Source organism: Polynucleobacter ibericus (assembly GCF_018687955.1).
Classification (GTDB): Bacteria; Pseudomonadota; Gammaproteobacteria; order Burkholderiales; family Burkholderiaceae; genus Polynucleobacter; species Polynucleobacter ibericus.
On the sequence record NZ_CP061309.1, the window covers coordinates 1,468,180 to 1,492,493 of the forward strand.

At 45.3% G+C, this 24,314-nt stretch carries 28 protein-coding genes; 5 read left to right on the plus strand and 23 right to left on the minus strand.

Annotation, left to right across the window (positions count from 1 at the left end):
- Positions 1 to 51: 51 nt before the first annotated feature.
- Positions 52 to 492 carry a universal stress protein gene (locus AOC20_RS07470; RefSeq protein WP_215359852.1) on the minus strand — a complete coding sequence of 147 codons (441 nt, stop codon included), beginning with the start codon at positions 490 to 492 and terminating at the stop codon, positions 52 to 54.
- 85 nt (positions 493 to 577) lie between these two features.
- Here AOC20_RS07470 and AOC20_RS07475 point away from each other — a divergent pair, with 85 nt between their 5' ends.
- Together AOC20_RS07475 and AOC20_RS07480 are read left to right on the plus strand one after the other, a co-directional pair.
- On the plus strand, positions 578 to 979 hold the full coding sequence (locus AOC20_RS07475) for a DUF2177 family protein (protein ID WP_215359855.1): 402 nt from the start codon (positions 578 to 580) through the stop codon (positions 977 to 979).
- 35 nt (positions 980 to 1,014) lie between these two features.
- Positions 1,015 to 2,640 carry a SulP family inorganic anion transporter gene (locus AOC20_RS07480; protein ID WP_215359857.1) on the plus strand — a complete coding sequence of 542 codons (1,626 nt, stop codon included), beginning with the start codon at positions 1,015 to 1,017 and terminating at the stop codon, positions 2,638 to 2,640.
- On the opposite strand, the gene AOC20_RS07485 is transcribed toward AOC20_RS07480, so the two are convergent.
- Positions 2,637 to 3,356, minus strand: a complete 720-nt coding sequence (locus AOC20_RS07485; protein WP_215359859.1) for a sulfite exporter TauE/SafE family protein — start codon at positions 3,354 to 3,356, stop codon at positions 2,637 to 2,639. The two genes, AOC20_RS07480 and AOC20_RS07485, sit on opposite strands and share 4 nt — an antisense overlap.
- Positions 3,357 to 3,432: 76 nt before the next feature.
- Here AOC20_RS07485 and fnr point away from each other — a divergent pair, with 76 nt between their 5' ends.
- A complete protein-coding gene (gene fnr / locus AOC20_RS07490; RefSeq protein WP_215359862.1) occupies positions 3,433 to 4,203 on the plus strand; it encodes a fumarate/nitrate reduction transcriptional regulator Fnr in 771 nt (256 codons plus the stop codon).
- Here the strand turns inward: fnr and AOC20_RS07495 are convergent.
- The 10 genes from AOC20_RS07495 to AOC20_RS07540 all read right to left on the minus strand — a co-directional run bounded on the left by AOC20_RS07495 (position 4,200) and on the right by AOC20_RS07540 (position 13,412).
- Positions 4,200 to 4,460: a hypothetical protein gene (locus AOC20_RS07495; RefSeq protein ID WP_215359864.1), complete on the minus strand. Its 261-nt coding sequence runs from the start codon at positions 4,458 to 4,460 to the stop codon at positions 4,200 to 4,202. The two genes, fnr and AOC20_RS07495, sit on opposite strands and share 4 nt — an antisense overlap.
- Positions 4,457 to 4,663, minus strand: a complete 207-nt coding sequence (locus AOC20_RS07500) for a FixH family protein (protein WP_215359866.1) — start codon at positions 4,661 to 4,663, stop codon at positions 4,457 to 4,459. Before AOC20_RS07500 ends, AOC20_RS07495 begins: the two co-directional genes overlap by 4 nt.
- A gap of 25 nt (positions 4,664 to 4,688) precedes the next feature.
- On the minus strand, positions 4,689 to 6,146 hold the full coding sequence (ccoG, locus tag AOC20_RS07505; protein ID WP_215359868.1) for a cytochrome c oxidase accessory protein CcoG: 1,458 nt from the start codon (positions 6,144 to 6,146) through the stop codon (positions 4,689 to 4,691).
- Between the two features lie 12 nt (positions 6,147 to 6,158).
- On the minus strand, positions 6,159 to 7,085 hold the full coding sequence (gene ccoP, locus AOC20_RS07510; RefSeq protein WP_215359871.1) for a cytochrome-c oxidase, cbb3-type subunit III: 927 nt from the start codon (positions 7,083 to 7,085) through the stop codon (positions 6,159 to 6,161).
- Complete coding sequence (locus AOC20_RS07515; protein ID WP_215359874.1) at positions 7,082 to 7,249, minus strand: cbb3-type cytochrome oxidase subunit 3; 168 nt, start codon at positions 7,247 to 7,249, stop codon at positions 7,082 to 7,084. The genes ccoP and AOC20_RS07515 overlap by 4 nt, the downstream gene beginning before the upstream one ends.
- A gap of 34 nt (positions 7,250 to 7,283) precedes the next feature.
- The gene (gene ccoO / locus AOC20_RS07520; protein ID WP_215359876.1) at positions 7,284 to 7,934 is read right to left on the minus strand and encodes a cytochrome-c oxidase, cbb3-type subunit II; all 651 of its coding nucleotides are present in this window, start codon (positions 7,932 to 7,934) and stop codon (positions 7,284 to 7,286) included.
- A 12-nt stretch (positions 7,935 to 7,946) separates the two neighbouring features.
- The gene (gene ccoN / locus AOC20_RS07525) at positions 7,947 to 9,386 is read right to left on the minus strand and encodes a cytochrome-c oxidase, cbb3-type subunit I (RefSeq protein WP_215359878.1); all 1,440 of its coding nucleotides are present in this window, start codon (positions 9,384 to 9,386) and stop codon (positions 7,947 to 7,949) included.
- A 162-nt stretch (positions 9,387 to 9,548) separates the two neighbouring features.
- Positions 9,549 to 9,728, minus strand: coding sequence for a cbb3-type cytochrome oxidase assembly protein CcoS (ccoS, locus tag AOC20_RS07530; RefSeq protein ID WP_215359880.1), 180 nt, complete (start codon positions 9,726 to 9,728; stop codon positions 9,549 to 9,551).
- Between the two features lie 9 nt (positions 9,729 to 9,737).
- Positions 9,738 to 12,164 (minus strand): heavy metal translocating P-type ATPase, encoded by a 2,427-nt coding sequence (locus tag AOC20_RS07535; RefSeq protein WP_215359882.1) that lies wholly within the window; start codon positions 12,162 to 12,164, stop codon positions 9,738 to 9,740.
- Between the two features lie 6 nt (positions 12,165 to 12,170).
- The gene (locus AOC20_RS07540; protein WP_215359885.1) at positions 12,171 to 13,412 is read right to left on the minus strand and encodes an MFS transporter; all 1,242 of its coding nucleotides are present in this window, start codon (positions 13,410 to 13,412) and stop codon (positions 12,171 to 12,173) included.
- A gap of 85 nt (positions 13,413 to 13,497) precedes the next feature.
- On the opposite strand from AOC20_RS07540, the gene AOC20_RS07545 reads away from it, so the two are divergent.
- Positions 13,498 to 14,481, plus strand: a complete 984-nt coding sequence (locus tag AOC20_RS07545; protein ID WP_215359887.1) for a Bug family tripartite tricarboxylate transporter substrate binding protein — start codon at positions 13,498 to 13,500, stop codon at positions 14,479 to 14,481.
- 11 nt (positions 14,482 to 14,492) lie between these two features.
- Here the strand turns inward: AOC20_RS07545 and AOC20_RS07550 are convergent, their stop codons facing one another.
- Together AOC20_RS07550 and AOC20_RS07555 are read right to left on the minus strand one after the other, a co-directional pair.
- Positions 14,493 to 15,248: a 2OG-Fe dioxygenase family protein gene (locus tag AOC20_RS07550; protein ID WP_215359889.1), complete on the minus strand. Its 756-nt coding sequence runs from the start codon at positions 15,246 to 15,248 to the stop codon at positions 14,493 to 14,495.
- Between the two features lie 37 nt (positions 15,249 to 15,285).
- On the minus strand, positions 15,286 to 16,587 hold the full coding sequence (locus AOC20_RS07555) for a TAXI family TRAP transporter solute-binding subunit (RefSeq protein ID WP_215359891.1): 1,302 nt from the start codon (positions 16,585 to 16,587) through the stop codon (positions 15,286 to 15,288).
- A gap of 114 nt (positions 16,588 to 16,701) precedes the next feature.
- Here AOC20_RS07555 and AOC20_RS07560 point away from each other — a divergent pair, with 114 nt between their 5' ends.
- Positions 16,702 to 17,463 (plus strand): SDR family oxidoreductase, encoded by a 762-nt coding sequence (locus AOC20_RS07560; RefSeq protein ID WP_215359893.1) that lies wholly within the window; start codon positions 16,702 to 16,704, stop codon positions 17,461 to 17,463.
- 2 nt (positions 17,464 to 17,465) lie between these two features.
- Here AOC20_RS07560 and ccmI read toward each other — a convergent pair whose 3' ends face one another.
- The 9 genes from ccmI to ccmA are packed head-to-tail and all read right to left on the minus strand — an operon-like array spanning position 17,466 to position 24,285.
- Positions 17,466 to 18,683: a c-type cytochrome biogenesis protein CcmI gene (ccmI, locus tag AOC20_RS07565; protein WP_215359895.1), complete on the minus strand. Its 1,218-nt coding sequence runs from the start codon at positions 18,681 to 18,683 to the stop codon at positions 17,466 to 17,468.
- Complete coding sequence (locus AOC20_RS07570) at positions 18,680 to 19,150, minus strand: cytochrome c-type biogenesis protein (RefSeq protein WP_215359897.1); 471 nt, start codon at positions 19,148 to 19,150, stop codon at positions 18,680 to 18,682. The genes ccmI and AOC20_RS07570 overlap by 4 nt, the downstream gene beginning before the upstream one ends.
- A complete protein-coding gene (locus AOC20_RS07575; RefSeq protein ID WP_215359898.1) occupies positions 19,147 to 19,677 on the minus strand; it encodes a DsbE family thiol:disulfide interchange protein in 531 nt (176 codons plus the stop codon). The genes AOC20_RS07570 and AOC20_RS07575 overlap by 4 nt, the downstream gene beginning before the upstream one ends.
- Positions 19,674 to 21,593, minus strand: coding sequence for a heme lyase CcmF/NrfE family subunit (locus AOC20_RS07580; protein WP_215359900.1), 1,920 nt, complete (start codon positions 21,591 to 21,593; stop codon positions 19,674 to 19,676). Before AOC20_RS07580 ends, AOC20_RS07575 begins: the two co-directional genes overlap by 4 nt.
- On the minus strand, positions 21,590 to 22,024 hold the full coding sequence (gene ccmE, locus AOC20_RS07585; RefSeq protein ID WP_215359902.1) for a cytochrome c maturation protein CcmE: 435 nt from the start codon (positions 22,022 to 22,024) through the stop codon (positions 21,590 to 21,592). Before ccmE ends, AOC20_RS07580 begins: the two co-directional genes overlap by 4 nt.
- A complete protein-coding gene (gene ccmD, locus AOC20_RS07590; RefSeq protein WP_215359904.1) occupies positions 22,021 to 22,209 on the minus strand; it encodes a heme exporter protein CcmD in 189 nt (62 codons plus the stop codon). Before ccmD ends, ccmE begins: the two co-directional genes overlap by 4 nt.
- Positions 22,209 to 22,979, minus strand: coding sequence for a heme ABC transporter permease CcmC (gene ccmC, locus AOC20_RS07595; RefSeq protein WP_215359906.1), 771 nt, complete (start codon positions 22,977 to 22,979; stop codon positions 22,209 to 22,211). The genes ccmD and ccmC overlap by 1 nt, the downstream gene beginning before the upstream one ends.
- Positions 22,976 to 23,641, minus strand: a complete 666-nt coding sequence (gene ccmB, locus AOC20_RS07600; protein WP_215359908.1) for a heme exporter protein CcmB — start codon at positions 23,639 to 23,641, stop codon at positions 22,976 to 22,978. The genes ccmC and ccmB overlap by 4 nt, the downstream gene beginning before the upstream one ends.
- Positions 23,638 to 24,285, minus strand: coding sequence for a cytochrome c biogenesis heme-transporting ATPase CcmA (ccmA, locus tag AOC20_RS07605; protein ID WP_215359910.1), 648 nt, complete (start codon positions 24,283 to 24,285; stop codon positions 23,638 to 23,640). The genes ccmB and ccmA overlap by 4 nt, the downstream gene beginning before the upstream one ends.
- Positions 24,286 to 24,314: the final 29 nt, after the last annotated feature.

A 24,314-nucleotide genomic window follows, 5' to 3' on the forward strand; every position in this document is an offset into this window, starting at 1 on the left:
CCGCAATAAAAAAGGGTCCACTTGGACCCTTTTTGTTTGGTGGCGAATAAATTAACCTAAAACCAACACCGGTAGCTTTGAGTGGACGATCACTTCATGTGTCTCGCTACCCAACAAGATACCTTTAATACCTGTTCGCTTATGCGATGCCATCACAATTACATCTGCTTTTGCTTTGGTAGCGCCAGCTAGGATTCCTTCGGATAAATTGCTATTCGAAATATGAAGACTTTTCACCTTAATACCAGTACCAAGTGCGGTGACAGCTTTTTTAAATACATCCATTGCATAAGCCTCGCAAACCTTCGCATGCTCTTTTTGTGTGATGCCATAGCCCATTGTGCTGTCTGAATAAACCATTGGAGGCAGTGGATCAGAAACATACACCAGTGTCACTGCAGCACCATCAGCCTTGGCGAGTGCAGCCACTTTCTTCAAGGATTTTTTACTGATGTCAGAACCGTCTACCGGTACCAATAAATGTTTAAACATGTTGACCCCCTTAAATTGAACTACTAACCTTCTCTTTCCATCATAATGCTTATTATTAGCTTATAAAACAATAAAGGTGACTTAATTGCTCAAGAATTTAGCTATCTATCTCTCATTTTTATTTGCTCTCATCGCAATTGATTTGGTATGGCTCTTAGGTGTCGCAAAAAATCTTTACCGCAACGAGATGGGCGATTTGATGGCCAGCGAACCAAAACTACTGGCTGGGCTCGCGTTTTACCTCCTGTATGCGCTGGGTGTCTGCATTTTTGTAATTGTTCCAGCGCTATCAAAACAATCATGGCTATATGCACTGCAATATGGAGCCTTATTTGGGTTCTTTTGCTATATGACTTATGACCTCACGAATTTGGCAGTAGTTAGAAACTTTCCAACACAATTAGCATTCATTGATATTGCATGGGGTAGCTTTGTGACAGCCTTATGCGCGAGTTTTGCCTACTGGGTTGGCAGCCGCATCTCATAAGTTAATATTTCTTAAATTATTAAGACATAAATTCAATGTTTTTCCGCCCCCAACTGCTAGACTCATTTGCCAGCTATAACCGCACCCTTTTCACAAAGGATGTCTTGGCTGGAATAACAGTGGGAGTAGTTGCGCTTCCCTTAGCTATGGCTTTTGCAATCGCCAGCGGACTAAAGCCTGAAGCCGGCATCTTCACTGCCATTATTGCTGGCGGCCTAATTTCTTTGCTCGGTGGTAGCCGCGTTCAAATTGGCGGACCAGCTGGGGCTTTTATTGTGATTGTCTACGGCATTGTGGAGCGCTACGGCGTTCCAAATTTATTGTTAGCAACTGCTATGTCGGGAGTATTTTTAATTCTGATGGGAGTTTTTCGCCTGGGCACACTGGTACGCTTCATCCCAATCGCTGTCATTATTGGCTTTACTAATGGCATTGCCTTTCTGATTGCCCTATCTCAAATCAAAGATTTCTTTGGTCTTCAGATTGAGAAGATGCCGGCTCAATTTTTTCAACAAGTTCATACACTTTACTTAGCAGCCGACACTTTTAATCCAACGGCGCTTGGATTGGCTTGTGGCAGTCTTGCTTTATTAATTTTCTGGAAGTTATTTCAGAATCGCCTAGGCTGGCTATCACACCTACCTGGCACAGTAGTGGCCATGGTAGTGGCGACAATCATTACGAGCGTTCTCAACTTACCAGTAGACACCATTGGCAGTCGCTTTGGTGGCATCCCATCCGGACTCCCCTCTTTTGAATGGATACATGTGAGCTGGGATAGCGCGCAATATATGGTTGTACCCGCATTAACGCTGGCATTATTGGGCGCAATTGAATCTTTGCTCTGCGCACGGATTGCCGATGGCTTAATACATGATCGTCATGAATCCAATCAGGAGCTTATGGCACAAGGTATTGCTAACTTTACTATTCCATTTTTTGGTGGCATGCCTGCGACTGGTACGATTGCCCGCACAGTCACCAATGTAGAAAGTGGTGGCTCTACCCCCATCGCTGGACTTGTACATGCAGCTACTTTGCTTATCATCGTATTATTTGCAGCGCCACTTGCCAAAAATATTCCCCTTGCTAGTCTTGCTGCAATCTTGATGTATGTTGCATGGAACATGGGGGAGTGGAAAAAGTTTATTAATCTCAAGCAATTCCGCCTACCTTATCGCATCACTATCCTAAGCGTCTTTATTCTCACCGTTGTTTTAGATCTCACTATTGCCGTACAAGTAGGCTTGTTACTAGCATTTATTACTTTCATCTACCGTATTTCTAGCTTGTCTCGTTGTGAGCTCGCGCTAGCAAGTGACTTCCCAGGCTTAAGCAATCAACAGGGTCGTATTGACGCCTACCGTATTCATGGCGCCATCTTTTTTGGAGCGGTCAAGCTGCTAGAAAAGATCGAGGTGAACCTACCCTCACAAACCCTATTGCTTGATTTAAAGAATGTGATTTATGTAGATACTTCAGGCATGGATACGATCATGGAACTTGTACACTTATGCAAGATTCGCAATATTCGATTAATCATCTGTGGCTTAGCGCATCAACCCCTGGAAATGGCAGAGCGCAGTGACTTTATTTCATCGCTACCGCAAGACTCCCTCTACCCAGACCTCACCTCCGGAATAGAAGCTGCGACTGCTTAAGAAATACAGAAGCCGCCTTTTAATAAGGCTTCAGGCAAAACCCAGGCGCGATAGAGCCCAAAGCCACCAGCAATCAATAGTAATGAAGCAGCAAAATATCTCACCCAACGATATTGTCCAAACTGGGTGAGTGCTGCAGAAAATTTTGAGATCAGTAATAAGTTGGGCAGTGTTCCCAAACCAAATGCCAACATTAGCGCTGCTCCGGTAAGAACATCGCCCGACAAAAATGCTAGTGGAAGTACGCTGTAAACCAATCCGCAAGGGACCAAGCCCCAGAGCATGCCACTAAACCAACGTGAAGGGCCACTAGCCATACGGCCCAAGTACTTAGCCCAGTAGGCCGCAATTTTGGCACTCAGCCATCTGCCACCGAGGAGTCCTTCTGATTTACCAACCCTAAACAAGCGAACACCCATCAGGATTAGGATTAGAGAAGTTAGAGCAAATAAGGGTCGCTGGATAGGAACTAAGTTTTGCTGCCAAACCACTACCCCAATAGACGCTGCGAGGGCGCCCAGCACAACATAAGTTGTAATACGACCTAAATGCATGATTAGTTGCAGATAAAAGAGCTCTGATTTAGCCCGTAAAGGGGCCTCCAGAGCGACTGGTCGCTCAATAGCTGCAGCTATCCCGCCACACATCAATGCGCAGTGCCAACCACTGACAAGGGCGCCCAGGAAGACTGCTAAAAGAAGGCTTGAAGTTAGCATCCGCTACCGAAACAAAGTATAAAAAACATGATTCATCACCCATATAGAATAAACTGTCTGCATAATTAGTACTAATATGAATTACAAACCTACCGATACCCCAACCAGCAAATGCTCCGTATGTGTGCTGGGTCAGTTTTGTCTTCCGGTTGGACTAAGTAGCAGTGAAGTGACAAAAGTTGATTCCTTAGTTAAAGAACGAGTACACCTACAAAAAGGGGAGAACCTCTATCGTCATGGAGATCCACTCAGTTCCGTTTACAGTGTTCGCTTTGGGACCCTCAAAACAGAATTTAGCCTCCAAGATGGTCGTCAACAAGTCATCGGCTTTCACCTTCCCGGTGAAATCTTGGGTCTCGATGGTATCGGCGAAGGTCATTATCAATCTGATGCAATTGCACTGGAAGAGAGTGAAGTGTGCATTATTCGTTACGATGCCTTTGAAGATTTAGCTCGTCAAATTCCGGTCTTGCAAAATCAGTTTCATAAAATCATGAGTCGTGAATTGACTCAAGACCAGCGTCACCTACTTTCCCTCGGCACAATGCGCGCCGAAGAAAGATTGGCTGCATTTTTATTAAGTCTCTCTCAACGCCTTGCTGCTCGTGGCTATCTCAATAATGAATTTGATTTACGGATGAGCCGCAATGATATTGGTAGCTATCTAGGTATTCAGATTGAAACGGTAAGTCGTATGCTTTCAAGATTTGCAGAATCAGGTCTCATTCAAATCAAACAGCGCCATATCAAGCTCATCGATATGAATGGCTTATACGAACTAGCGGGCATTCCCAATCCTGATCGACAAGGCTGTGCAAGCCCTGAAATTCCGATCAAGCAAGCCTAAATCAGACCGCGATCCACTTCTTTGCTATCTGGTGACTCAATACCAGGCAAGATATAGGCAGTAAGCGCACTAGAGGCAGCGCAAAAAGTCCAAATTGCAAAGAATCCAATGGTATAGATGCCCTCATCAGAGATTTCCGGATGATAACCAAAGAATAAAAGATCTTGCGGATGAATGATGGTAAACAACAAGCCTTCTGCCATGCCAGCCACTAAAAATGAAGGCCACAAAATCCAGATCAGCAAGCGGTACTTCATTTTTGTACCTGCGTTTCTTTGATCTGCTGCTCCACCTTTAAACCACGCTTCACTACACCATCTCTCAAAGGTTTATCTGCTTGATAATTGATCGCCAAATAAATGGTGATAATGCAACCAATCATGGCAACTGCAGGTCCACTGATTAATAACCATGGCCATAATTGCTTGAACCAAGGTTTAGTAATTTGCTGTTCTGTCATATGCATTCTCTCCATTGCTCCCCGCTTAACGGGGAATAATAAAAGTCGATTTTTCATCGCGAGTCCTGGTAATCATCTCATTTCCAGAAATTTCTTGGGCAATCACATCGAAATGGATTGGGTAATTACCCGGCTGATTCACTCCGCTTTGAGTGCTGACCTTAATTGGCATTAATAAATTACTGGCTGGCGCCACCTCAATTTCGGTGATGACCTGACCTTGAGAGTTCAGAATCTTTAGGCCATCCAAACCGAGAGCCTTCACCTGTACATTCATATTATTTTCGGAGGCATTCATAATCTGAATGCGATAAATGTTCTCAATACGAACGCCCTCAACCTCACGAGCTAAGGCGCCGCGATCACGCATCACATCCACTCTCAACGGATTACGGGTTGCTAGAGACACCAAGAATGCGGCTGTAAGAACGGTAATGAAAGCTGTATAGATCAAGACACGTGGACGTAAGATATGGCGAATGGCACTTTGGTTCGATTCGCGATCCTCAATAGCACGCTCTGTTGTGTAGCGAATTAAGCCTTTTGGATAATCCACTTTTTCCATTACTTGATCACAGGCATCAATGCAGGCACCACAACCAATACACATATATTGCAAGCCATCACGAATATCAATACCCGTTGGGCAGACCTGAACACAGATGCTGCAGTCAACGCAGTCACCTAAACCTAGAGACTCATGATCAGCAGATTTACTGCGGCTACCTCTAGGCTCACCACGTACTTTGTCATAGGTCACTAAAAAGGTATCTTTATCTACCATCACACTTTGGAAACGTGCGTATGGGCACATATATTTACATACTTGCTCGCGCATAAAGCCTGCATTACCCCAAGTAGCAAAGGCATAAAAACATAACCAGAAAGTCTGCCAAGGACCTAAAGACAAATGAATTAATGCAGAGCCTAAGGTGGTAATCGGCGTGAAATAACCAATAAAGGTAAAGCCGGTCCAAAACGCGATCAACAACCAAAGGAAATGCTTGGTAATCTTAAGGCGCCACTTTCTAAAGCCCCAGGGCCACTCCTCGCCATCTAAACGAATCCGCGCAAAGCGATCTCCCTCTACTTTGCGCTCGATCCACATAAAGATCTCGGTATAAACAGTTTGAGGACAGGCATATCCACAAAATAGTCGACCAGCAATTGCAGTGAAGAGAAAGAGAGCTAAAGCCGAAAGAATCAATAGGAGTGTGAGATAGATCACATCCTGCGGCCAGAGCACTACACCAAAGATATAAAACTTACGTTGAATTAAATCAAACAGAACAGCCTGACGACCGTTCCAGCTAACCCATGGCAAACCATAAAACAGCAGCTGGGTTGCAAAAACCAGAATTAAGCGCCAACGAGCAAATAAACCTGTTACAGAACGCGGATAAATCTTTCGCCGGACCTCGTAAAGAGATTCCTCAATAACATCTATCGGAATAGGTTTTCCACCCGGCGGAAGAGTTGCCACTAAATACTTTTCTTACTTTGTCGCTGCTGGTTGTTTATTGTTTGACAAACCCCAAACATATGCAGTCAGTAAATGAATTTTCTCGGGGCTCAATACTTTGTCTTGAGAAGGCATCATCGCCATACGGCCCTTAGTCAAAGTCTCAATAATGGTTGCCTCTGAACCACCATATAACCACACTTTGTCAGTTAAGTTCGGAGCGCCTATAGCGATATTCCCTTTACCGTCAGCACCATGGCAAGCTACGCAGTTTGCTTTAAAAACCTCTGCTCCGCGAGCAGATTTTTGTTCGTCATTTGGTAAGCCAGATAGACTACGAACATAGTTGGCAACATCAATAATTTGCTTACTATCTAACTGCGGAAATGGAGGCATCACACCTGCACGGCCATTGATAAGAGTTGTCTTAATATTCTCTGGTGAACCACCATAGAGCCAATCGCCATCAGTCAAATTCGGAAAGCCTTTTGCTCCACCAGCATCAGAGCCATGGCATTGAGCACATGAGTTCAAGAATAGACGTTGACCCATTTCGCGCGCTTTTGGATCAGCAGCAACTTGCTCAATATCCATAGTCACGTATTTAGCATAAACAGGTTTTAACTCTTCGTTGGCAGTTGTCATTGATTTCATGAGCGAACCATCCGTGCTGTAACCCAATACACCAGGGAAAGAGCCAAGGCCAGGGAATAAAACTAAATACACAAATCCAAATATGCAAGAGAGCAAGAACATCCAAGCCCACCAGCGTGGGAGAGGATTATTCAATTCACGTAAGTCGCCATCCCAAACATGTCCAGTATCAGCTACAGCGCCATCGGCCGTATGAATCACCTTCGCTTTACGCTGCGAGGCCAATAGCCATATACACCAAACAATACCCACCAATGAAACTAGGGCGATGTAGCTACTCCAACCGCTGCTAAAAAAGTCACTCATGATTTGTCCTTACTAAATTCATCCGGAAGATCAAATGGAAGCTCGGCAGATTCTTCATTTGCCTTTTTTCTACCAGGTGACCACGCCCACCAAACAATCCCAACAAAGAAGAGGAGTCCTATGACTGTTGAGAAAGCAGAGAGATAAGGTGTGATCTTTTCCATTTGACTTATATCTTTCTAATTAAAATTCTTGCTTTTATTTGGCAACCACTTCATCAACTATGATGTAGCGACGGTTAACACCCAAACCTTGCAAGTACGCAATCAAGGCATCTTCCTCGGTTTTACCCTCCAGCTCATTAGGAGCATTGGCAATCATTTCCTCTGTATAAGGAACTCCCAAGCGAGTCATCGCAATCATGTGTGATTGAATTGTGGAAGCATCTGCAGCATTTTTTTGCAACCAAGGATATCCAGGCATATTTGACTCCGGAACCACATCGCGTGGATTACGTAAGTGAATGCGATGCCAATCATCTGAGTAACGGGCGCCAACACGAGCTAAGTCTGGGCCAGTACGCTTACTACCCCATAAGAATGGACGATCAAAGACAGATTCACCAGCTAAAGAGTAAGGGCCGTAACGCTCAACTTCAGAACGCAAAGTACGAATCTGCTGTGAATGACAACCTACGCAACCTTCGCGCTGATAGATATCACGTCCTGCCAAGCGTAAAGCTGTGTATGGTTCTACACCAGGACTTGGCTCAGTTGTAGTGTGCTGGAAAAAGAGCGGCACGATTTGAACTAAGCCTGCAATCGATACCACAATGATCGTGGCAATAATTAACCAGCCAACGTTTTTCTCAAGCGTTCCGTGGGAAAAGAATTTATTTTCGCTAGACATTTTCTTCTCCTTTTAGTGTTCAGCAACGGCCGTTGGAATAGGCGCATTTACAAAAGTTTTACCTTGCACAGTTTTGAAGACGTTGAACGCCATCAAGAACATACCGCTGAGGTAGCACAAGCCGCCCAACAATCGAATCATGTAGAAAGGATAGGTTGCCTTAACGGACTCAACGAAGCTATATGTCAATGTTCCGTCTGGCTCAAATGCTCTCCACATCAAACCTTGCATTACGCCTGCAATCCACATAGCGGCAATGTACAAAACAACACCAATAGTAGCGATCCAGAAATGCAACTCGATCCACTTGGTGCTATACATCTCTTTTTGACCAACTAAACGTGGAATCAAGTAGTAGAGAGAGCCAATCGTAATCATGGCAACCCAACCCAAAGCGCCGGAGTGAACGTGACCAATAGTCCAGTCTGTGTAATGAGACAAACTATTCACAGTCTTAATCGACATCATGGAACCTTCAAAGGTAGACATGCCGTAGAAGGACAATGCCACTACCAAGAATTTCAAGATTGGGTCACGGCGTAATTTGTACCATGCACCAGACAGAGTCATGATGCCGTTAATCATGCCACCCCAAGATGGCGCCAACAAGATCAAAGAGAATACTGTTCCGAGAGACTGGGTCCAGTCAGGCAAAGAGGTATGTTGCAAATGGTGAGGACCAGCCCACATATAGGTAAAGTTCAAAGCCCAAAAGTGGACAATGGACAAGCGATAGGAATAAATTGGACGCTCAGCTTGCTTTGGAATGAAGTAGTACATCATTCCCAAGAAGCTCGTAGTTAAGAAGAAGCCTACAGCGTTATGGCCATACCACCACTGCACCATCGCATCTTGTACACCAGCATATGCTGAATATGACTTCCAGAATGTTGCTGGCATTTCCAAATTATTGAAAATATGCAGAATGGCAATCGTCAGAATGTAAGCACCGAAGAACCAATTAGAGACATAAATATGTTTTGTCTTGCGCTTCATGATGGTGCCAAAGAAAACCACTGCATAAGCCACCCAAACCACAGTGATCAACAAGTCGATTGGCCACTCTAATTCTGCATACTCTTTAGAGGTTGAGATGCCCAAAGGCAAAGTCACAGCCGCCAAAACAATTACTGCCTGCCAGCCCCAAAAGGTAAATGCCGCTAGCTTGTCACAAAATAAGCGTGCCTGACTTGTGCGCTGCACAATGTAGTAGGACGTTGCAAACAACGCGGAACCACCGAACGCAAAAATCACCGCATTGGTATGCAATGGGCGTAGACGACCATAGCTCAACCAAGGAATATTAAAAGTGATTTCAGGCCAGATCAACTGGGCTGCGAGAATGACCCCCACGAGCATGCCAACAATTCCCCAAAGCACAGTAACGATGGCAAATTGACTGACAACCTTGTAATTGAAGGTATCTTGATTACTCCCCACGGTAAGTCCCATGGTTTCTCCTTTTTTGTGACCAAACAACGACATAATCCAAATAGACTGGATTAATTATCAAAGTAAGGCTTTAAAGGGAATTTGATCTATATCAAAAAGGGTGGGGCTAATTCAGGCTAGGCCCAAGATAATGGCTATTTCTTGGACTATTTACGTATATAGCTATTTTTGAGAGTGCTTACTAACTTCTTTTGACTCTGGAGCGTCATCATCCATCAAAATAGCGTGACCAGGTCCATCCAAATCGTCGAATTGCCCACTTTTAATGGACCAACGCAAAATCCAGACTAAGAGACCAACTAAAGCCAAGGATAAGGGGATGAGTAGAAATAGACTTTCCATCTCTATAGTCTAAGCTTTTCGTAAACGCCAAGCATTTAATGTCACCGCAAGCGAGGAAAGCGACATACCAATTCCGGCAACCCATGGATTTACTAAACCCATCATTGCGGCAGGAATAGCCAATAAGTTATATATCAAAGCCCACCATAAATTTTGTTTAATGATGCTTTGAGTTTTATCGGCAAGCAATAAAGTTTTTGCGAGAGGTTCAAGTGAGATTGCAGTCAAAATTGCATCAGCTCCCGCCGCCGCCAAAGGTGCACCCGCACCAACTGCGATAGAAATGTCAGCGCGAGCAAGCAAGGGAGCATCGTTCACACCATCACCAATTGCCCAGACAAAACGATTCTCTTTTTGCAGACGCTCAATGTAATCATATTTATCTTCAGGCGTGCATCCGCCTTGATAATGTTCAATTCCGACATGCTTGGCCCACCATGCAACTGTAGCTCGGTCATCTCCTGAAACTAAATGGATGGCAATATTTCTAGACTTCACTACATTTAAAAACTCTTTAAGACCTGGTCTCGGAGTATCTAAGAAAACAAAGCTAGCTATCAATCCTTGTGAATCAGCTAAATGCACTTGCCCATATTGCCCTAACTGAGCGCTCTGCTCTACGCCCAGCCACAAAGCACTTCCCAGGCGAAAGGTACCCGAACTTAAACCTCTACCCTGAAGATTAATGACCGACTCACTTAATACGGGAAGAGAGAGATTGTCATTTTCGGCTGCACGGATCAAAGAAAGTGCCAATGGATGTCTTTGCCCTGCTTCAAGAGCCGCAGCTAAAGCCAATGCATCTTCACGACGATAGCCATCACGTAAGTTGATGATCTCTTGCAACTCTGGCTGGCCCATTGTGAGTGTCCCAGTTTTATCCAGCACTAAGTCAGTCGCCTTCACTAAGCCTTCCATGACGTGACCACGAACAATAAGTAATCCTAATTTAGTAACAGCGCCTTGAGCTGCAGCCATAGCAGTCGGCACAGCCAGTGATAATGCACAAGGACAACTAGCAACGAGAACCGAAACTAAAACATTCCATGCGCGACTGGGATCAAAATAAAACCATATGGCTGAGGAGGCGAATGCGGCCAACAATAAGAAGGCTACAAAATACGCCGTCCACTTCTCAGCAAGACCAACCATTACCGGCTTAGCAAGTAACGCTTGATCTAATAAGGAAGCGATACCAGCAATGCGCGTTGACTGACCTACCGCTTCAATTTTCATAAAAAGAGGGTTCAGAATATTATGGGTACCCGCGTACAAACGGTCGCCGATTTTTTTCTCTACAGGTTTAGATTCGCCAGTCAGCAACGATTCATCTAAAGCACTGGCATTCTCAATCAAGATGCCGTCAGCAGGTACCACCTCACCAGGAGAAACACGGAGCACCTCACCAGGATTGCAATTAATAACTGGGACAAGCTCAATATCTTGTGAAGCTGGGTAATTGACAGCGCGCTCACAAGTTGCGGGTAATTGCTTTGCTAATGCCTCTGCTCCACCCTGAGCATCTTGCCGCGCCAGTAACTCCACATATCTCGCAGCTAAGATAAAAGCAACAAACATCGTAATGGAATCAAAATAGCCATGACCCGCGCCAGTGACTAAATTGATGGTGCCTGCGGTAAATGCCAAAGCAAGAGCCAAAGCGATCGGCACATCCATACCCAACATATGCGTTTGCCTAAATGACTGTACGCTGCGCCATGCTGCCTGGAATATAGGGCCAGCCGAATACACCATCACCGGGACAGTTAAAGCCCAGCTACTCCAACCCAATAGAACTTCAAACTCCGGGGTAATATCAGCACCAACATAGGTAGGCCACGCATACATCATGACCTGCATCATGCCCAACATCGCCACACCGAGACGAAGCAGCAAACCACGCCTTTCTTTTTTTGCTCGATCTAAGGATTGAGAGGGCTCAAATGGCCAAGCCTCATATCCAATACGCTCAATCTCAAAAAGTAATCTGGCCAGGCTTGTTTTATCCGGTGAAAAACGCACTATCACTTTTTGCGTAACGTAGTTGATTTGCACATCTTGCACGCCTGCGTTACGACGCAAATGCTGCTCACATAACCAAACACAAGCTGCACAACGAATTTTTTCTAAGCGTAGTGTTGTCTCAAGATCGCCAAGGTCACCACAAGAGCGAGTAAAGCGTCCTCGCAATGAAGGATCGTCATAAGGCTTAAGTTTATCTGGTATCTCATTGCTGGCTAGATAGGCTGCTGGCTTATCGCCTGACTGTGATCGCCTGGCATAAAAAACTTCTAGGCCTTCACCATGAATAGTTTGCGCAATTGCCATGCATCCCGGACAACAAAATGCCTGCGTCTGGCCGCCTAATTCTGCCTCGATTAATTCACCCGGAAGAATTTGGCTTGAGCAGTGATAGCAAACCAAAGAATTTCTCATATTCGTCTAATTACTCATGCTGGCTTTATTGCCCCAGCCGTTACGCCGCTCATAGATCACAAATAAAACCCCCCAGATCACCACAGCAACATAGGCCCATACCCAAGCCGCTTGTGAAGTACGAGATCCTGAGATATCTAAGACAAATCCGAAAATAGCGGGGCCTAATAAGCCACCACCAAATCCCATCAAAGAATGCAGCCCCATCGCAGCACCCTTGATATTTTCCTGAGCACTAATCACCAAACCCGCTGTGAGTGTTGAGGAATCTGCCATGATGAAAATGGCATGGCCGATAGCCAGTGCCACAATCAACCACCATGATTGGCCCGTTGAGCAAGCAAACGCAATCCCCAATACAGCGCTCGTCAGCATCACAATGCAGACCCACTTTTGACGTCCTACCCGCAATGCAATCTCATTACCTAATATAGATGCAGGCACCCCAAAGAAATTAATGACCCCAGCTAAAGTGGTCGCCGCTAGAAAAAAACTCTCACCAGAAGCAACTGCACAAAAAGCAAAGAAAGCCACAATCCAACTTCTAGAAGCAAAGAGCTCTAAGGTGTGTGCTGTATAGCCAAAAATAAATCCTGCAGCATTTTTATCCTGCAAGACTAATTTCCATTTATCCACTGGAAAAATATCATGCAGACGAATATGGATAGGCCCCTTCCACTTGTCATGCTGTAATGCCGGAATAAATAATAAGACAATCAAAAATGCAACAAATGGGCCCAAGGCAATGAGTCCAAAAACATAATGCCAACCTAATGCACTCAAAATCCAGCCTGAGCATAAGTAAGAGAACCCAGTTCCAATACCAAAGAAGGCCGTATAAAAAGCAATGTGTCTTGTCAATTCACCAGCCTGAATACGATCAGACAAAATTTTGAGGCCCGGCATATAAGTACCAGCAAGACCAGCGCCATTTAAGGCCATAAAAAATAGTGCGGTCCAAAAGTTATAAGCCAATGTGCCCATACCCAAAAGACCGAAAGTCGCCACTAGCCCACCCACTAGATAGACCTTGCGAGCATCAACACGATCCGTTAAAGCGGTAGCCAATGGAACAGCCAGCATATAACCAAAGAAAAATGCACTGGCGATTAAACCTGATTGCAGATTACTGAGATGCCACTCTTCTTGCAAGGTGGTTAACACGACGGCATAGCAAGCAAAGCCTAATAGAGCACAAGTTTGTGCCATGAGCATGAGAGGGGTATAACCAGCTGAACGAAAGCGCATAAATAGTCAGTAGAAACGTGAACTCATTCTACTCGCCCGGAAGGCAATAGACCCGCTACACTATGAAAAACTAGATGGGGACAATATGAAAAGTAAATCCTTGAGAGCGCTGACATTGCAGATCGGCTTTAGCCTCCTATTGGGCTGCACAAGCACTTTGGCATTGGCTGATAACTACCCCTCCAAACCCATTAAGGCAATTGTTCCTTTTGCCCCGGGCAGTACAACCGATCAAATTGGACGTGCTTTTGCAGCCAAAATGTCTGAGACTTTAGGGCAACCCATAGTGATTGAAAATCGCCCCGGAGCAAATGGCCTCATTGGCGCAGATTTTGTTGCCAAAGCACCTGCCGATGGTTACACGATCTTAATTGGTACTAACAGCACCAATGCTGCTCTGAAAAGTTTAGTTAAAAACTTACCCTATAACCAAGATACCGCCTTTACTCCAATTGGCTATTTTGGATCAGCTCCATTAATTATCGCCATTAATAATGATGTACCTGCAAAGTCACTCAATGGATTTGTTTCTCTAGCTAAAGCCAGTCCAGGAAAAATGACTTTTGCATATGCAAGTACATCACAACGTGTCTCTTCAGAAATGCTTGCGAGCTTTGCAGATATCAAAATGACTGGGGTGTCATATAAGAGCGGCCCCAATGCAATGACAGATTTAATTGGTGGTCAAATCAATATGTTTACATCTGACTTTGGAGTTTCCTTGCCTCAGGTGCAGGCAGGAAAAATCCGCGGTCTTGCTGTTACCTCTCTTAAACGCTCTCCTGCCATTCCTGAACTACCCACTGTAAATGAGGCGCTAGGGATTAAAGGTTATGAATTAATTGCATTCTTTGCGGCCTTTGGCCCTGCCGGTATGCCAAAAGAGGCTGTGAGCAAGCTCAATAAGGCAATTAACGATGCAGCCAAATCTAAAGATTTGCTTGAACGCTTTTCTGCCATGGGATTTGAAACTCAACCCGGCACCCCTGAGGCACTCAGTCAAAAAATTAAACTAGAAACTGCAAAGTGGGCAAAAGCAATTAAAGATGCCGGTATGGAGCCAGAGTAAATTAAATCAACTTATTGCTGACTTCGATTGGGCGAGTCCTGAAAGCCATTAGAACGGTAAGTGAGAACCAAGGTATCTCGATAGCCGTAATTTGCTAAGGGCTGAATTGGTGTGGATTCATGAATCATCCGTTGATCATTCATCAACAATACAGACCAAGGCTCTGTCAGCGTAAAGCGTAAACCTGCAGAACCAGAGGCATCAAATATCCTGGTCTCGCCGCCCTTAATGCCCGAACGACCTAACAAGAAGACTGCCACAAAGTCGACGCCATCGCGATGAGCACCTTCAGGGGTTGGTCGCCCAATGCCATCCGTGGTGTCAATTCGAAATTGATGCGCTTCAACAAACCAAGTATTCACCGGTTTGAGGCTATTTAATATATTGGCAAGCCCAAGCAATACTGATTGCCAAGCGGGATTGCCCAACAAATCCCCTTGAATAGGCTCAAACCAGCGTTCGATACCGCCATGTAGTGCGTTGTAATCAAGTGACTGCCAATGCGCACGATGAGGAACTAAAGCGAGATCATCCCCTTTAATCTGATAGCTGGAATGACGGCGAAAGCGGTAACGCCCCCCATCCTTTAGATAAGGATCGCGTGGCAAATCTTCCCAAAACTGCGTGAGGCTTTGAAGCTGAGAGAGCTGTACATGACTAAATTGGGCAACTGTCTCGGCAGATATCACAGCAAAGCCGTCATTACGCAAAGCCTCGTTAATCTGCTTCAGAGGAGTTAGCGGGGGCGCAAGACTTGTAATTGTCATCAGTCTATTTTAGGTCAACTAGCAAACATACGTTCACTCAATGAACCAAGCTCAAGCGGACGCGCACATCACCCACATGCCCCTTAAGGTCATATAACTCTTTGGCATCCAACATAGACACTTTGATGTTACCCACCCGCCTTTCAATATCCGCAAGGTCTTTAAAGTTCTTTTCTTTTAAAGCTGGATTTTGAGAATTTCTCTCGATCACCTTAAGCTCTTCATACACTTGAGCTAATTTCAAGCGCAATAAGAAATTCTTGGTAGATGGAATGTAAGTAAATAGTGGAATCAGAATCACTAGCAATGGAATAACAATCTTGACAAAACGCCCCGCCCAAACTGCAGTCCAGAATGGTAAATGACGATGCAAAAATGAAGGGCCATCTTTTAGGTAAATCTCAGCGTCCACATCCAATGGGAAATCTAAGCCTGCAGCGGAAGGAAACTCACCAACTTTTTGCAAGCGTGAATAGGATTTCAGAATGTCGTAAGAGGCCCCAAGCATCAGCGAAATCAAGGCTGGGCTAACGTTTTCATGGGTAACCAAAGTAGCTGTAGCTGCCATTACCTGAATATCTTGTCGAGGTTGATCATGTTGAATACTCAACAATCCTCTGGGTACAGTGACCTTGGAAAGATAAGTGAGATTACGAGTGTATGCATCCGCCTGATCAAAGTTCATCAGACGAATCCCGGGAATTGAGTAAAACTTACTCAGAATTGGAGCTTCCGCTGCAGCCACAATAAATACTGCATCCAGCTCGCCACTATTTAACTTAGCGATGGCTTCATCAGGCTTCAATTTTTCTGTACTGATTTCTTTATCAGTTATACCGCTAGTCTTCAATAGATTCTGGACAAGTACTAAGGTACCGCTTCCTTCGTTACCAATGGATACGCGCTTACCTTTTAATTGGCTCAATATCTTGAGTTGACCGCCATCATTTTTAAAGGCGCCTTCACGATACCAAACCCAGATGGGCTCATAGAACATTCCTGCGATCGATACCAAATTCGGATATTCGCTCACATTAGCCACCCCACCCTGCACCATCGCAAAATCGACTCCAGATTTTGGATCTTTGAGGAGAGTCAAGTTATCCAGGGTTCCGCCTGTAGAACGCACTTTGAGATCCACACCATCTTTAGACAACTCCGCCTTTAAACGTTCCCCAAACTGGTAATAAAGACCAGTAGGAAAACCTGTGGCCATTTCTATCGACTTTGGTGGCGGTGGGACCAAGACCCAAAGCACGCCAAAAAGGACGATTAATATCATGAGGAAGCTACCCGCTAAAGCTAGAGGGTTATAAATTTGTCTTTTAATTAAATTCATTTAAATCTCTTTTGTTTTTTGCATTATGCCCCGAGCATGGCGTTTGGAAAAGGTTTCGAAACGGGTCAAATAATTCACGATAAGATGATGCTTTTAGAAGCTCCATAGGCCATTATGAATTCAACAAAAACCAAGGTTGCCCTAGTTACTGGTGCAGGAACTGGCATCGGTAAAGCAGCCGCCAAAGCCCTTCTTCAAGGCGGCTATCAGGTGGTTCTCACGGGGCGCAACCTAGGCAAACTAGAAAAAGCCATTTCTGACATTGGCGGCAACCAAAACAACTGTTTGGCCGTTTCTTGCGATGTGGGAAACCCAGATGAGGTCAAGAAACTATTCGCAGCACTTAAGGATCAATTTGGCCGCATTGACGTGCTCTTTAATAATGCCGGTATGGGTGCGCCCGCCATCCCCATGGAAGACTTAAGCTACGAACAGTGGATGAATGTGGTGAATGCCAATCTCTGTGGCGCCTTCTTATGCTCACAAGAGGCGATCCGAATGATGAAGGCGCAATCCCCACAGGGCGGCAGAATTATCAATAATGGCTCGATCTCAGCGCATGCACCGCGCCCAATGTCAGCACCCTATACGACCACGAAACATGCTATTAGTGGTCTCACCAAAACTATTGCTTTAGACGGACGCCCATTCAATATTGCTTGCGGTCAAATCGATATCGGTAACGCAGCTACTGAGATGACTGAACCTATGGCTGCCGGAATTATGCAAGCCGATCAATCTATTAAGGTAGAGCCACGCATGGACGTTGATCATGTTGGTGAAGCGGTATTACACATGGCACAACTTCCACTAGAGAGCAATATTCTCTCGATGACCATTATGGCAACCAATATGCCATTTGTTGGCAGGGGCTAAGCCTACTGACGAACTTGGTCTACCAGGAGTCGAACGTCTTTAGTGCCAACCTTAATGGTTTGTACAGCAGAGATTAAATCCCCAGCCTCTTGCTTAGCCATACCAGTCTTAGAAATACGCACTTCAACACTCGCTTCAGCTAATTGCGAGAGGGGTGCTGCGGGATTCATTGCTAAGGCATCGTTCAAAGTAAAGCTCATTGGGAAATCGATTGCGGGCGCCTTTAAGACAGCTACTGGCATACGTTCCCCAGGCTTACGAGCAATTACCATCACGATATCACCAGGTTTAATTTTGGACTTGAGCTGAGCGGACAATTCAACCTTGCCGCTGATCTCCTTACCGGAAGAGGCGGCAGGAGTTGGGGTAGATGCTGGAGCGGGAGAAGCTAAACCACCTTTAGAGCGCGCCTCAGCAATTGATCCCTGAATAGCACGAGCCTCATCAGTGTCCGCTGGTATTAGTTTTGCCAGCTTCTCCCAACTTTGTACTGCTGCCTTATAGTTGTTAGCGTTATAAGACGCTGTCCCAGAAAGCCAAAGCGCCATCAAGTTATCAGGATCCAGTTTTAAGGCTTGATTAATTAATTGCAGAGGCTTACCAGCAAAACTACCATTGGCATTAGTAGCCAAGACATCTGCATAGTCTGCTAATAATTGTGGGTCAGAATCAATGAAGTTACCAGCGCGCGCATATGCTTTTGCTGCATCCTCATTGCGACCTAAAATTCGATAGGAGCGCGCCAACATGGCCCAGCCTTTTAGGTTGCTAGGGTCTTTTTCCATTTTGATGGCAAACTCTGCCACCATTTTTTCAACACCCTCTTGAGTGACTGGCCTCTCAGAGTTTGTTTGAGTTATGCGCACTACATCTCCCAATGAGAAATAGAGCCCCGACGAAAGCACAATAATAAAAATGCAAATTCCTATAGCTGTTTTTTTCGTAGAACCCGCTACCTCAAGATCGTCTTCTACGATCGTGTCTTGAAAAAGACGTTGACGCATTTCTGCATGAGAAATCTCGTAGTCTGCAGCTGTAATGACTCCCGTAGCATGTTCAGCCTCCAATTTATCCAATTCTTCTCGATAAATAGCAGCATTCATTTGACGACGCGATGTTGCCTTAGTTTTCGACGGGAAAATATAAGGGCGCAGAAGTAATACCAAGACCAACGCTAGGAGTAAAAAAGCGGGGATTAAAAAACTGGTCACTGAATTCATCCCTCTTTCTTATCGCCTGCTTTTAGCAAAGCATCAATCTTCTGATTATCCGCATCGGTCAAGATCACATTGGGAACACTGCTATTGCGACGTCGCAAATAAGTTAACAGCGCTGCAATACCGATCAACAAGATAACAAATGGTCCAATCCAAAGCAGCCATGTTATTGGCTTCACAGGTGGGCGATACAACACAAAATCGCCATAACGTTCAACCATAAAGTTACGAATTTGATCATCGCTTTTACCCTCTTTAATGAGAGTCCGAATTTCACGACGCAAATCGTTTGCTAAATCAGAGCGTGATCCAGCTAAAGATTCATTCTGACATACCAAGCAGCGCATTTCTTCCGAGATACTGATCAGACGTTGCTCTGTTACCGGGTCATCTGCCAGTGGAGCTGCCTCATTGGCAATAGCGCCACCAAGACTGAATATGCAAATAATGACTAAAAAAATCTGCTTCATGATTTCTTCAGCTCACTTAGTACGGGATAAATTTTTTGATTCAGTAAATCCATTGTCAGCGGGCCGATATGCTTAAAGCGAATCACGCCAGCCTTATCAATGATGTAGGTCTCAGGAACGCCATACACTCCATAATCAATTCCAACACGACCATTGGCATCAAAGGCGGAAAGTACATAGGGATTACCTTGTTTAGATAACATTGCCAAAGCATCTTCACGCTTGTCTTTGTAATCCAAACCAATCACAGGTGCAATTTGAGATTTGGCAAGCTCAACCAGGACAGGGTGTTCCTCGCGGCATGCGACGCACCATGATGCCCAAACATTGAGAACCCATACCTGCCCCTTCATACTTGCCGGTGAAAACGTTTTACCGGCATCGGCTAGTTGAGGGATCTCAAAAACTGGCGCAGCTTTATTAATCAATGGCGAGGGCACTTCATGGGGATCACGATTTAAACCAATTGCTAAGAAGACCACTAGGCCAATAAACAATATGAGCGGAATTAATAATTTTGTCTTCATGACAACTTGCTCTTTAACTTCATCCGATAACGCTTATCTGATATTGCCAACACTCCGCCTAAGGCCATTAACAAACAGCCGCCCCAAATCCAGTCCACAAAAGGCTTGTAGTAAACACGTACAGCCCAGGATTGGTCTCCAAGTTCTTCGCCCAAAGAGACGTAAATATCGCGAGTAAGTCCAGCATCAATGGCCGCCTCAGTCATCGGCATGGTCGATGAAAAATAACTTCTTTTCTCTGGATAGAGAGTAGTTTCTTCGTTGCCATTCTTAGATAACAAGAATGTGCCGCGCATCGCCTGATAATTGGGGCCACGAGCAGCATTTACACCCTGCAATTGAATCTGGTATCCGCCAACGCTAACGGTGTCACCTGCTGCCATACGTACATCTTTTTCTTCTTGGTAAGCACCCACCATCGTGACGCCGATCACAAATACCGCAATACCCAAATGTGCAAGTTGCATTCCAATGAAAGAACGCGTTGGCTTTCCTGCTTTAGCTTGGCGTACGATTTGCATACAACCAGAAGCGATTACCCAAAATGCCAGCATGAAACCCATGCCCGCCAACCAAGTAAATTGACCCATGATCAACGGAATAGTGATGCCTGCAATCAAAGCAACCAGTCCAGCAAGCCACAAACGCTTGATGATCGTGATTAAGTTGCTGTGTTTCCAGCTCGTCCATGGACCAATTCCCATCAGCACCAACAAAGGAACCATGATGGGAACAAACACACTATTAAAGTAAGGGGGGCCTACCGAAATCTTGCCTAGATGCAAAGCATCAATCAGCAAAGGATATAAAGTTCCCAGCAAAACAGATCCGGCAGAGACAACTAAAAAGACATTACCAAGCAAGATAAATGTTTCACGAGAGGTAAGGCTAAATTTACCGCCCATCGAACTCTTAGGCGCACGCCATGCGTACAGTAATAAGGAAGAGCCCACCACTAGAGACAAGAAGATCAAAATAAAAATACCGCGTCGTGGATCAGTCGCAAATGCATGGACTGAAGTTAACACTCCAGAGCGAACCAGAAATGTTCCCAACAAAGATAAGGAGAACGCAGTGATCGCCAACAGCACAGTCCAGCTCTTAAAGCCACCACGCTTTTCAGTCACCGCTAAAGAATGCAATAAGGCAGTGCCTACGAGCCAAGGAATAAACGAGGCATTCTCAACAGGATCCCAGAACCACCAACCACCCCAACCCAATTCGTAATAAGCCCACCATGAACCAAGTGCAATACCAAGTGTGAGGAAAACCCAAGCGGCAGTTGTCCATGGACGTGACCAGCGCGCCCATGCGGCATCCAACCTACCGGATAATAAAGAAGCTATTGCAAAGGCAAATGCTACTGAGAAACCAACATATCCCATGTACAACATTGGCGGATGAAATACCAAGCCAGGATCTTGCAGCAGGGGATTTAAAGAACGGCCATCTTGCGCAGCAGGTAATAATCGCTCAAATGGATTTGAAGTTGTTAAAACAAACAATAGCAAGCCGCTGGTCACTAAACCCAGCACGCCAATCACGCGTGCCACCATAAAGTCGTCTAAAGCTTTAGAAAGCTGGGCAACCAAAATCGTCCAGGTCGCTAGTAAGAAGACCCACAAGAGCAGCGATCCCTCATGGCCGCCCCAGACTGCACCTAATCGGTAAATCACTGGCATTTGTGAATTTGAGTGCTCGGCAACATAAAGCACAGAAAAATCATTAGCATAAAAACTCCATGCCAATGTAACGAAAGCAATCGCCAGTAACAAGAAAACAGTTTGTGCAGCAGGTCTAGCTAATACCAACCAGTCACGGCGACCAAATTGAGCACCCAGCAAGGGTAGAACCCCTTGAATAATGGCAATGCAAAGCGCCAGAACTAATGCGTAATGCCCAAACTCCGGAATCATTTATTACTTCCATTTTTTTGAGCTTGATCTAAGGCGTGCTTGGCTTCAGGAGGCATGTAGTTTTCATCGTGCTTAGCCAAGACTTCGCTCGCAATGAATTCACCATTCGCATTCATGCGGCCCTGAATAACTGCGCCCTTACCTTCTTTAAACAAATCCGGAAGAATGCCGGTATACGCAACCGGAATATCTTTAGCTAGATCGGTGATCACAAAATGCACCGTTAAACCATCGCGCTTTAAGGAGCCATCTTTAACCATACCGCCAATACGAAAGGCTTGACCCTGTGGAGCTTTACCAGCAGCCACTTCACTTGGAGTGACATACAAAGCAATATTGCTATTGAGCGCATTCAAAATTAAGAGCGCAGCTACACCGATAGCGATGAGGGCTCCAACAATGATTAATGCGCGTTTATGTCTAGGCTTCACTTACTAATCTCTTTATCAAACTGCTCTGCTAATTGCTCTTGCTTTAACCTGCGCACGATTGCTCTAAAACGAGCTCGTACCATAAGGGGCTCTAATATCAACACCAGCGCAGAAATACCAAAACTACTCCACACATATAGTGCATAGCCGCCCATGGCAAAAAACTCGGAAGGGCTATTCCACATCAGCTTTTCACCTCATTTAATTGTCTCACCCAATCAGCATGAGCCTCACGCTCCAAAATGATTGCCCTTACTCGCATTAAGGTGACCGCAATGGAATACATCCAGAGACATAAGGCCATTAATAGCATTCCCCAGAGCATGGTCTGAGCCATTGCCGGGGCCTTAGTCAATGAAACGGAAGCGCCTTGATGCAAGGTATTCCACCATTTCACCGAGAAATAAATAATAGGCACGTTTACGACACCCACCAAAGCCAAAATGGCGCTGGCCTTATCAGCCCGGCGAGGATCATCAATCGACGCCCTCAAAGCAATAAATCCCAAATAGAGAAATAAGAGAATCAACTCTGAGGTTAAGCGGGCATCCCAGACCCACCAAGCGCCCCACATTGGCTTACCCCAAAATGCTCCAGTCCATAGCGACAAAAATGCCATCCAGGCACCTATTGGGGCAAGTGCTTGCGCCATCATGGCAGATAAGCGCGTATTAAAAACCAATCCTAGTCCCGCCCATCCAGCCATGACTAAATAGATAAACATCGACATCCAGGAAGCGGGTACATGGACAAAAATGATGCGGTAGCCCTGCCCTTGCACGGCGTCTACCGGCGCCACAAAAAAGCTAACCCATAAACCAGCAGCGCCAAACAAAAAAGTGAGCGCCCAAAAGAATGGGATGAGCTTGCCTGCCACCGGATAAAAGGTGCTGGGGCTGGATAACTTAAACCAGTTAACCAAGCGGTGATTAGAAAAATTATTTACTTGACTCATTCAATCGCAATCTTTACAGCTGCACTACTAACCCAAGGGACAAATGCTAAAGCCAAAATCAATAATGCGCCTAATAATGAAAAATGGCCGGAAGCATCTAAACCCACACTATTTGCATAAACAGCGCCGGCACCAAAAATGAGTACCGGGATATATAAAGGCAGGATCAATAGACTTAATAGCACGCTGCCTCCCCTGACCCCTAGTGTCAATGCGGCACCAATTGAGCCCAGTAAGGATAGCACTGGCGTACCCAATAAGAGGGTACCCATCAGCACATATAAAGAGCTAGCATCCAGATCAAATTGAATCCCAATAATAGGAGCTAATACTACGAGTGGTAAACCACACACAATCCAGTGAGCAACAATTTTTCCAACCACTAACAGCACCATAGGCTGTGGCGATAAAGCAAGCTGCTCTAGTGAACCATCTTGGTAGTCTGCAGCAAACATACGATGTAAACCTAGTAAGGTAGATAGTAGGGCTGCAACCCAAAGAACGCCTGGAGCAATTTTTCTGAGCAACGCTGGGTCTGCACCAATACCCAACGGGAACAAACTAGTGACTACAACAAAAAAGAAAAGAGCTGTCAGCACTTCACTTTTACGACGCATCACTAACAGTAAGTCGCGGTGAATAATGGCTAGCAAGGCATTCATAGATCGAGTACCTTTACATGCGGCAGACTCACCTCTTGATGACTGGTTAATACCACCAGTCCACCTTGCTCAAGATGCTCCGCAATAAGACCTTGCAAGGCTTGTACCGCATGGGTATCCAAGGCATTGAATGGCTCATCTAAGATCCACAGCTTTGCTTGGCGTGTCAGCATGCGAGCCATCAAGACACGGCGCTTCTGCCCTGCAGATAAACAATTGACAGTTAAGTGCTCGCGCCCACGTAATCCAAAACGCCAGAGAGCAGCCAAGGCTTTATCATCCGGCAAATGAATATCATCTAAGGCTGCATAGAGTTGTAAATTTTCTAGGGCCGTTAAATCTTCTTTTAAAGCATCACGATGCCCCAGAAATAAAAGCTCACGATGATAGGCCGAAGGACCTTTAGCGATTGACTGTGAGCCCCACAAGATCTCGCCAGCCTCTGCTTTAGACAAACCTGTTAGAAGCCTTAACAAACTCGTTTTCCCAACGCCGTTCTCACCGCGCACATGCAAACACTCTCCGGCTGAGACTACTAAGTGAAGATCTTGAAACAACTGTCTTTCGCCTCGCACGCAACTAAGCGCTCGAGCTTCAAGCTTCAAAAAGGGCTTGCTGGTGGAGGAGGAGATGTCGACTGTCATAAGGGCTTATGGCTTGAATCAAACCACCC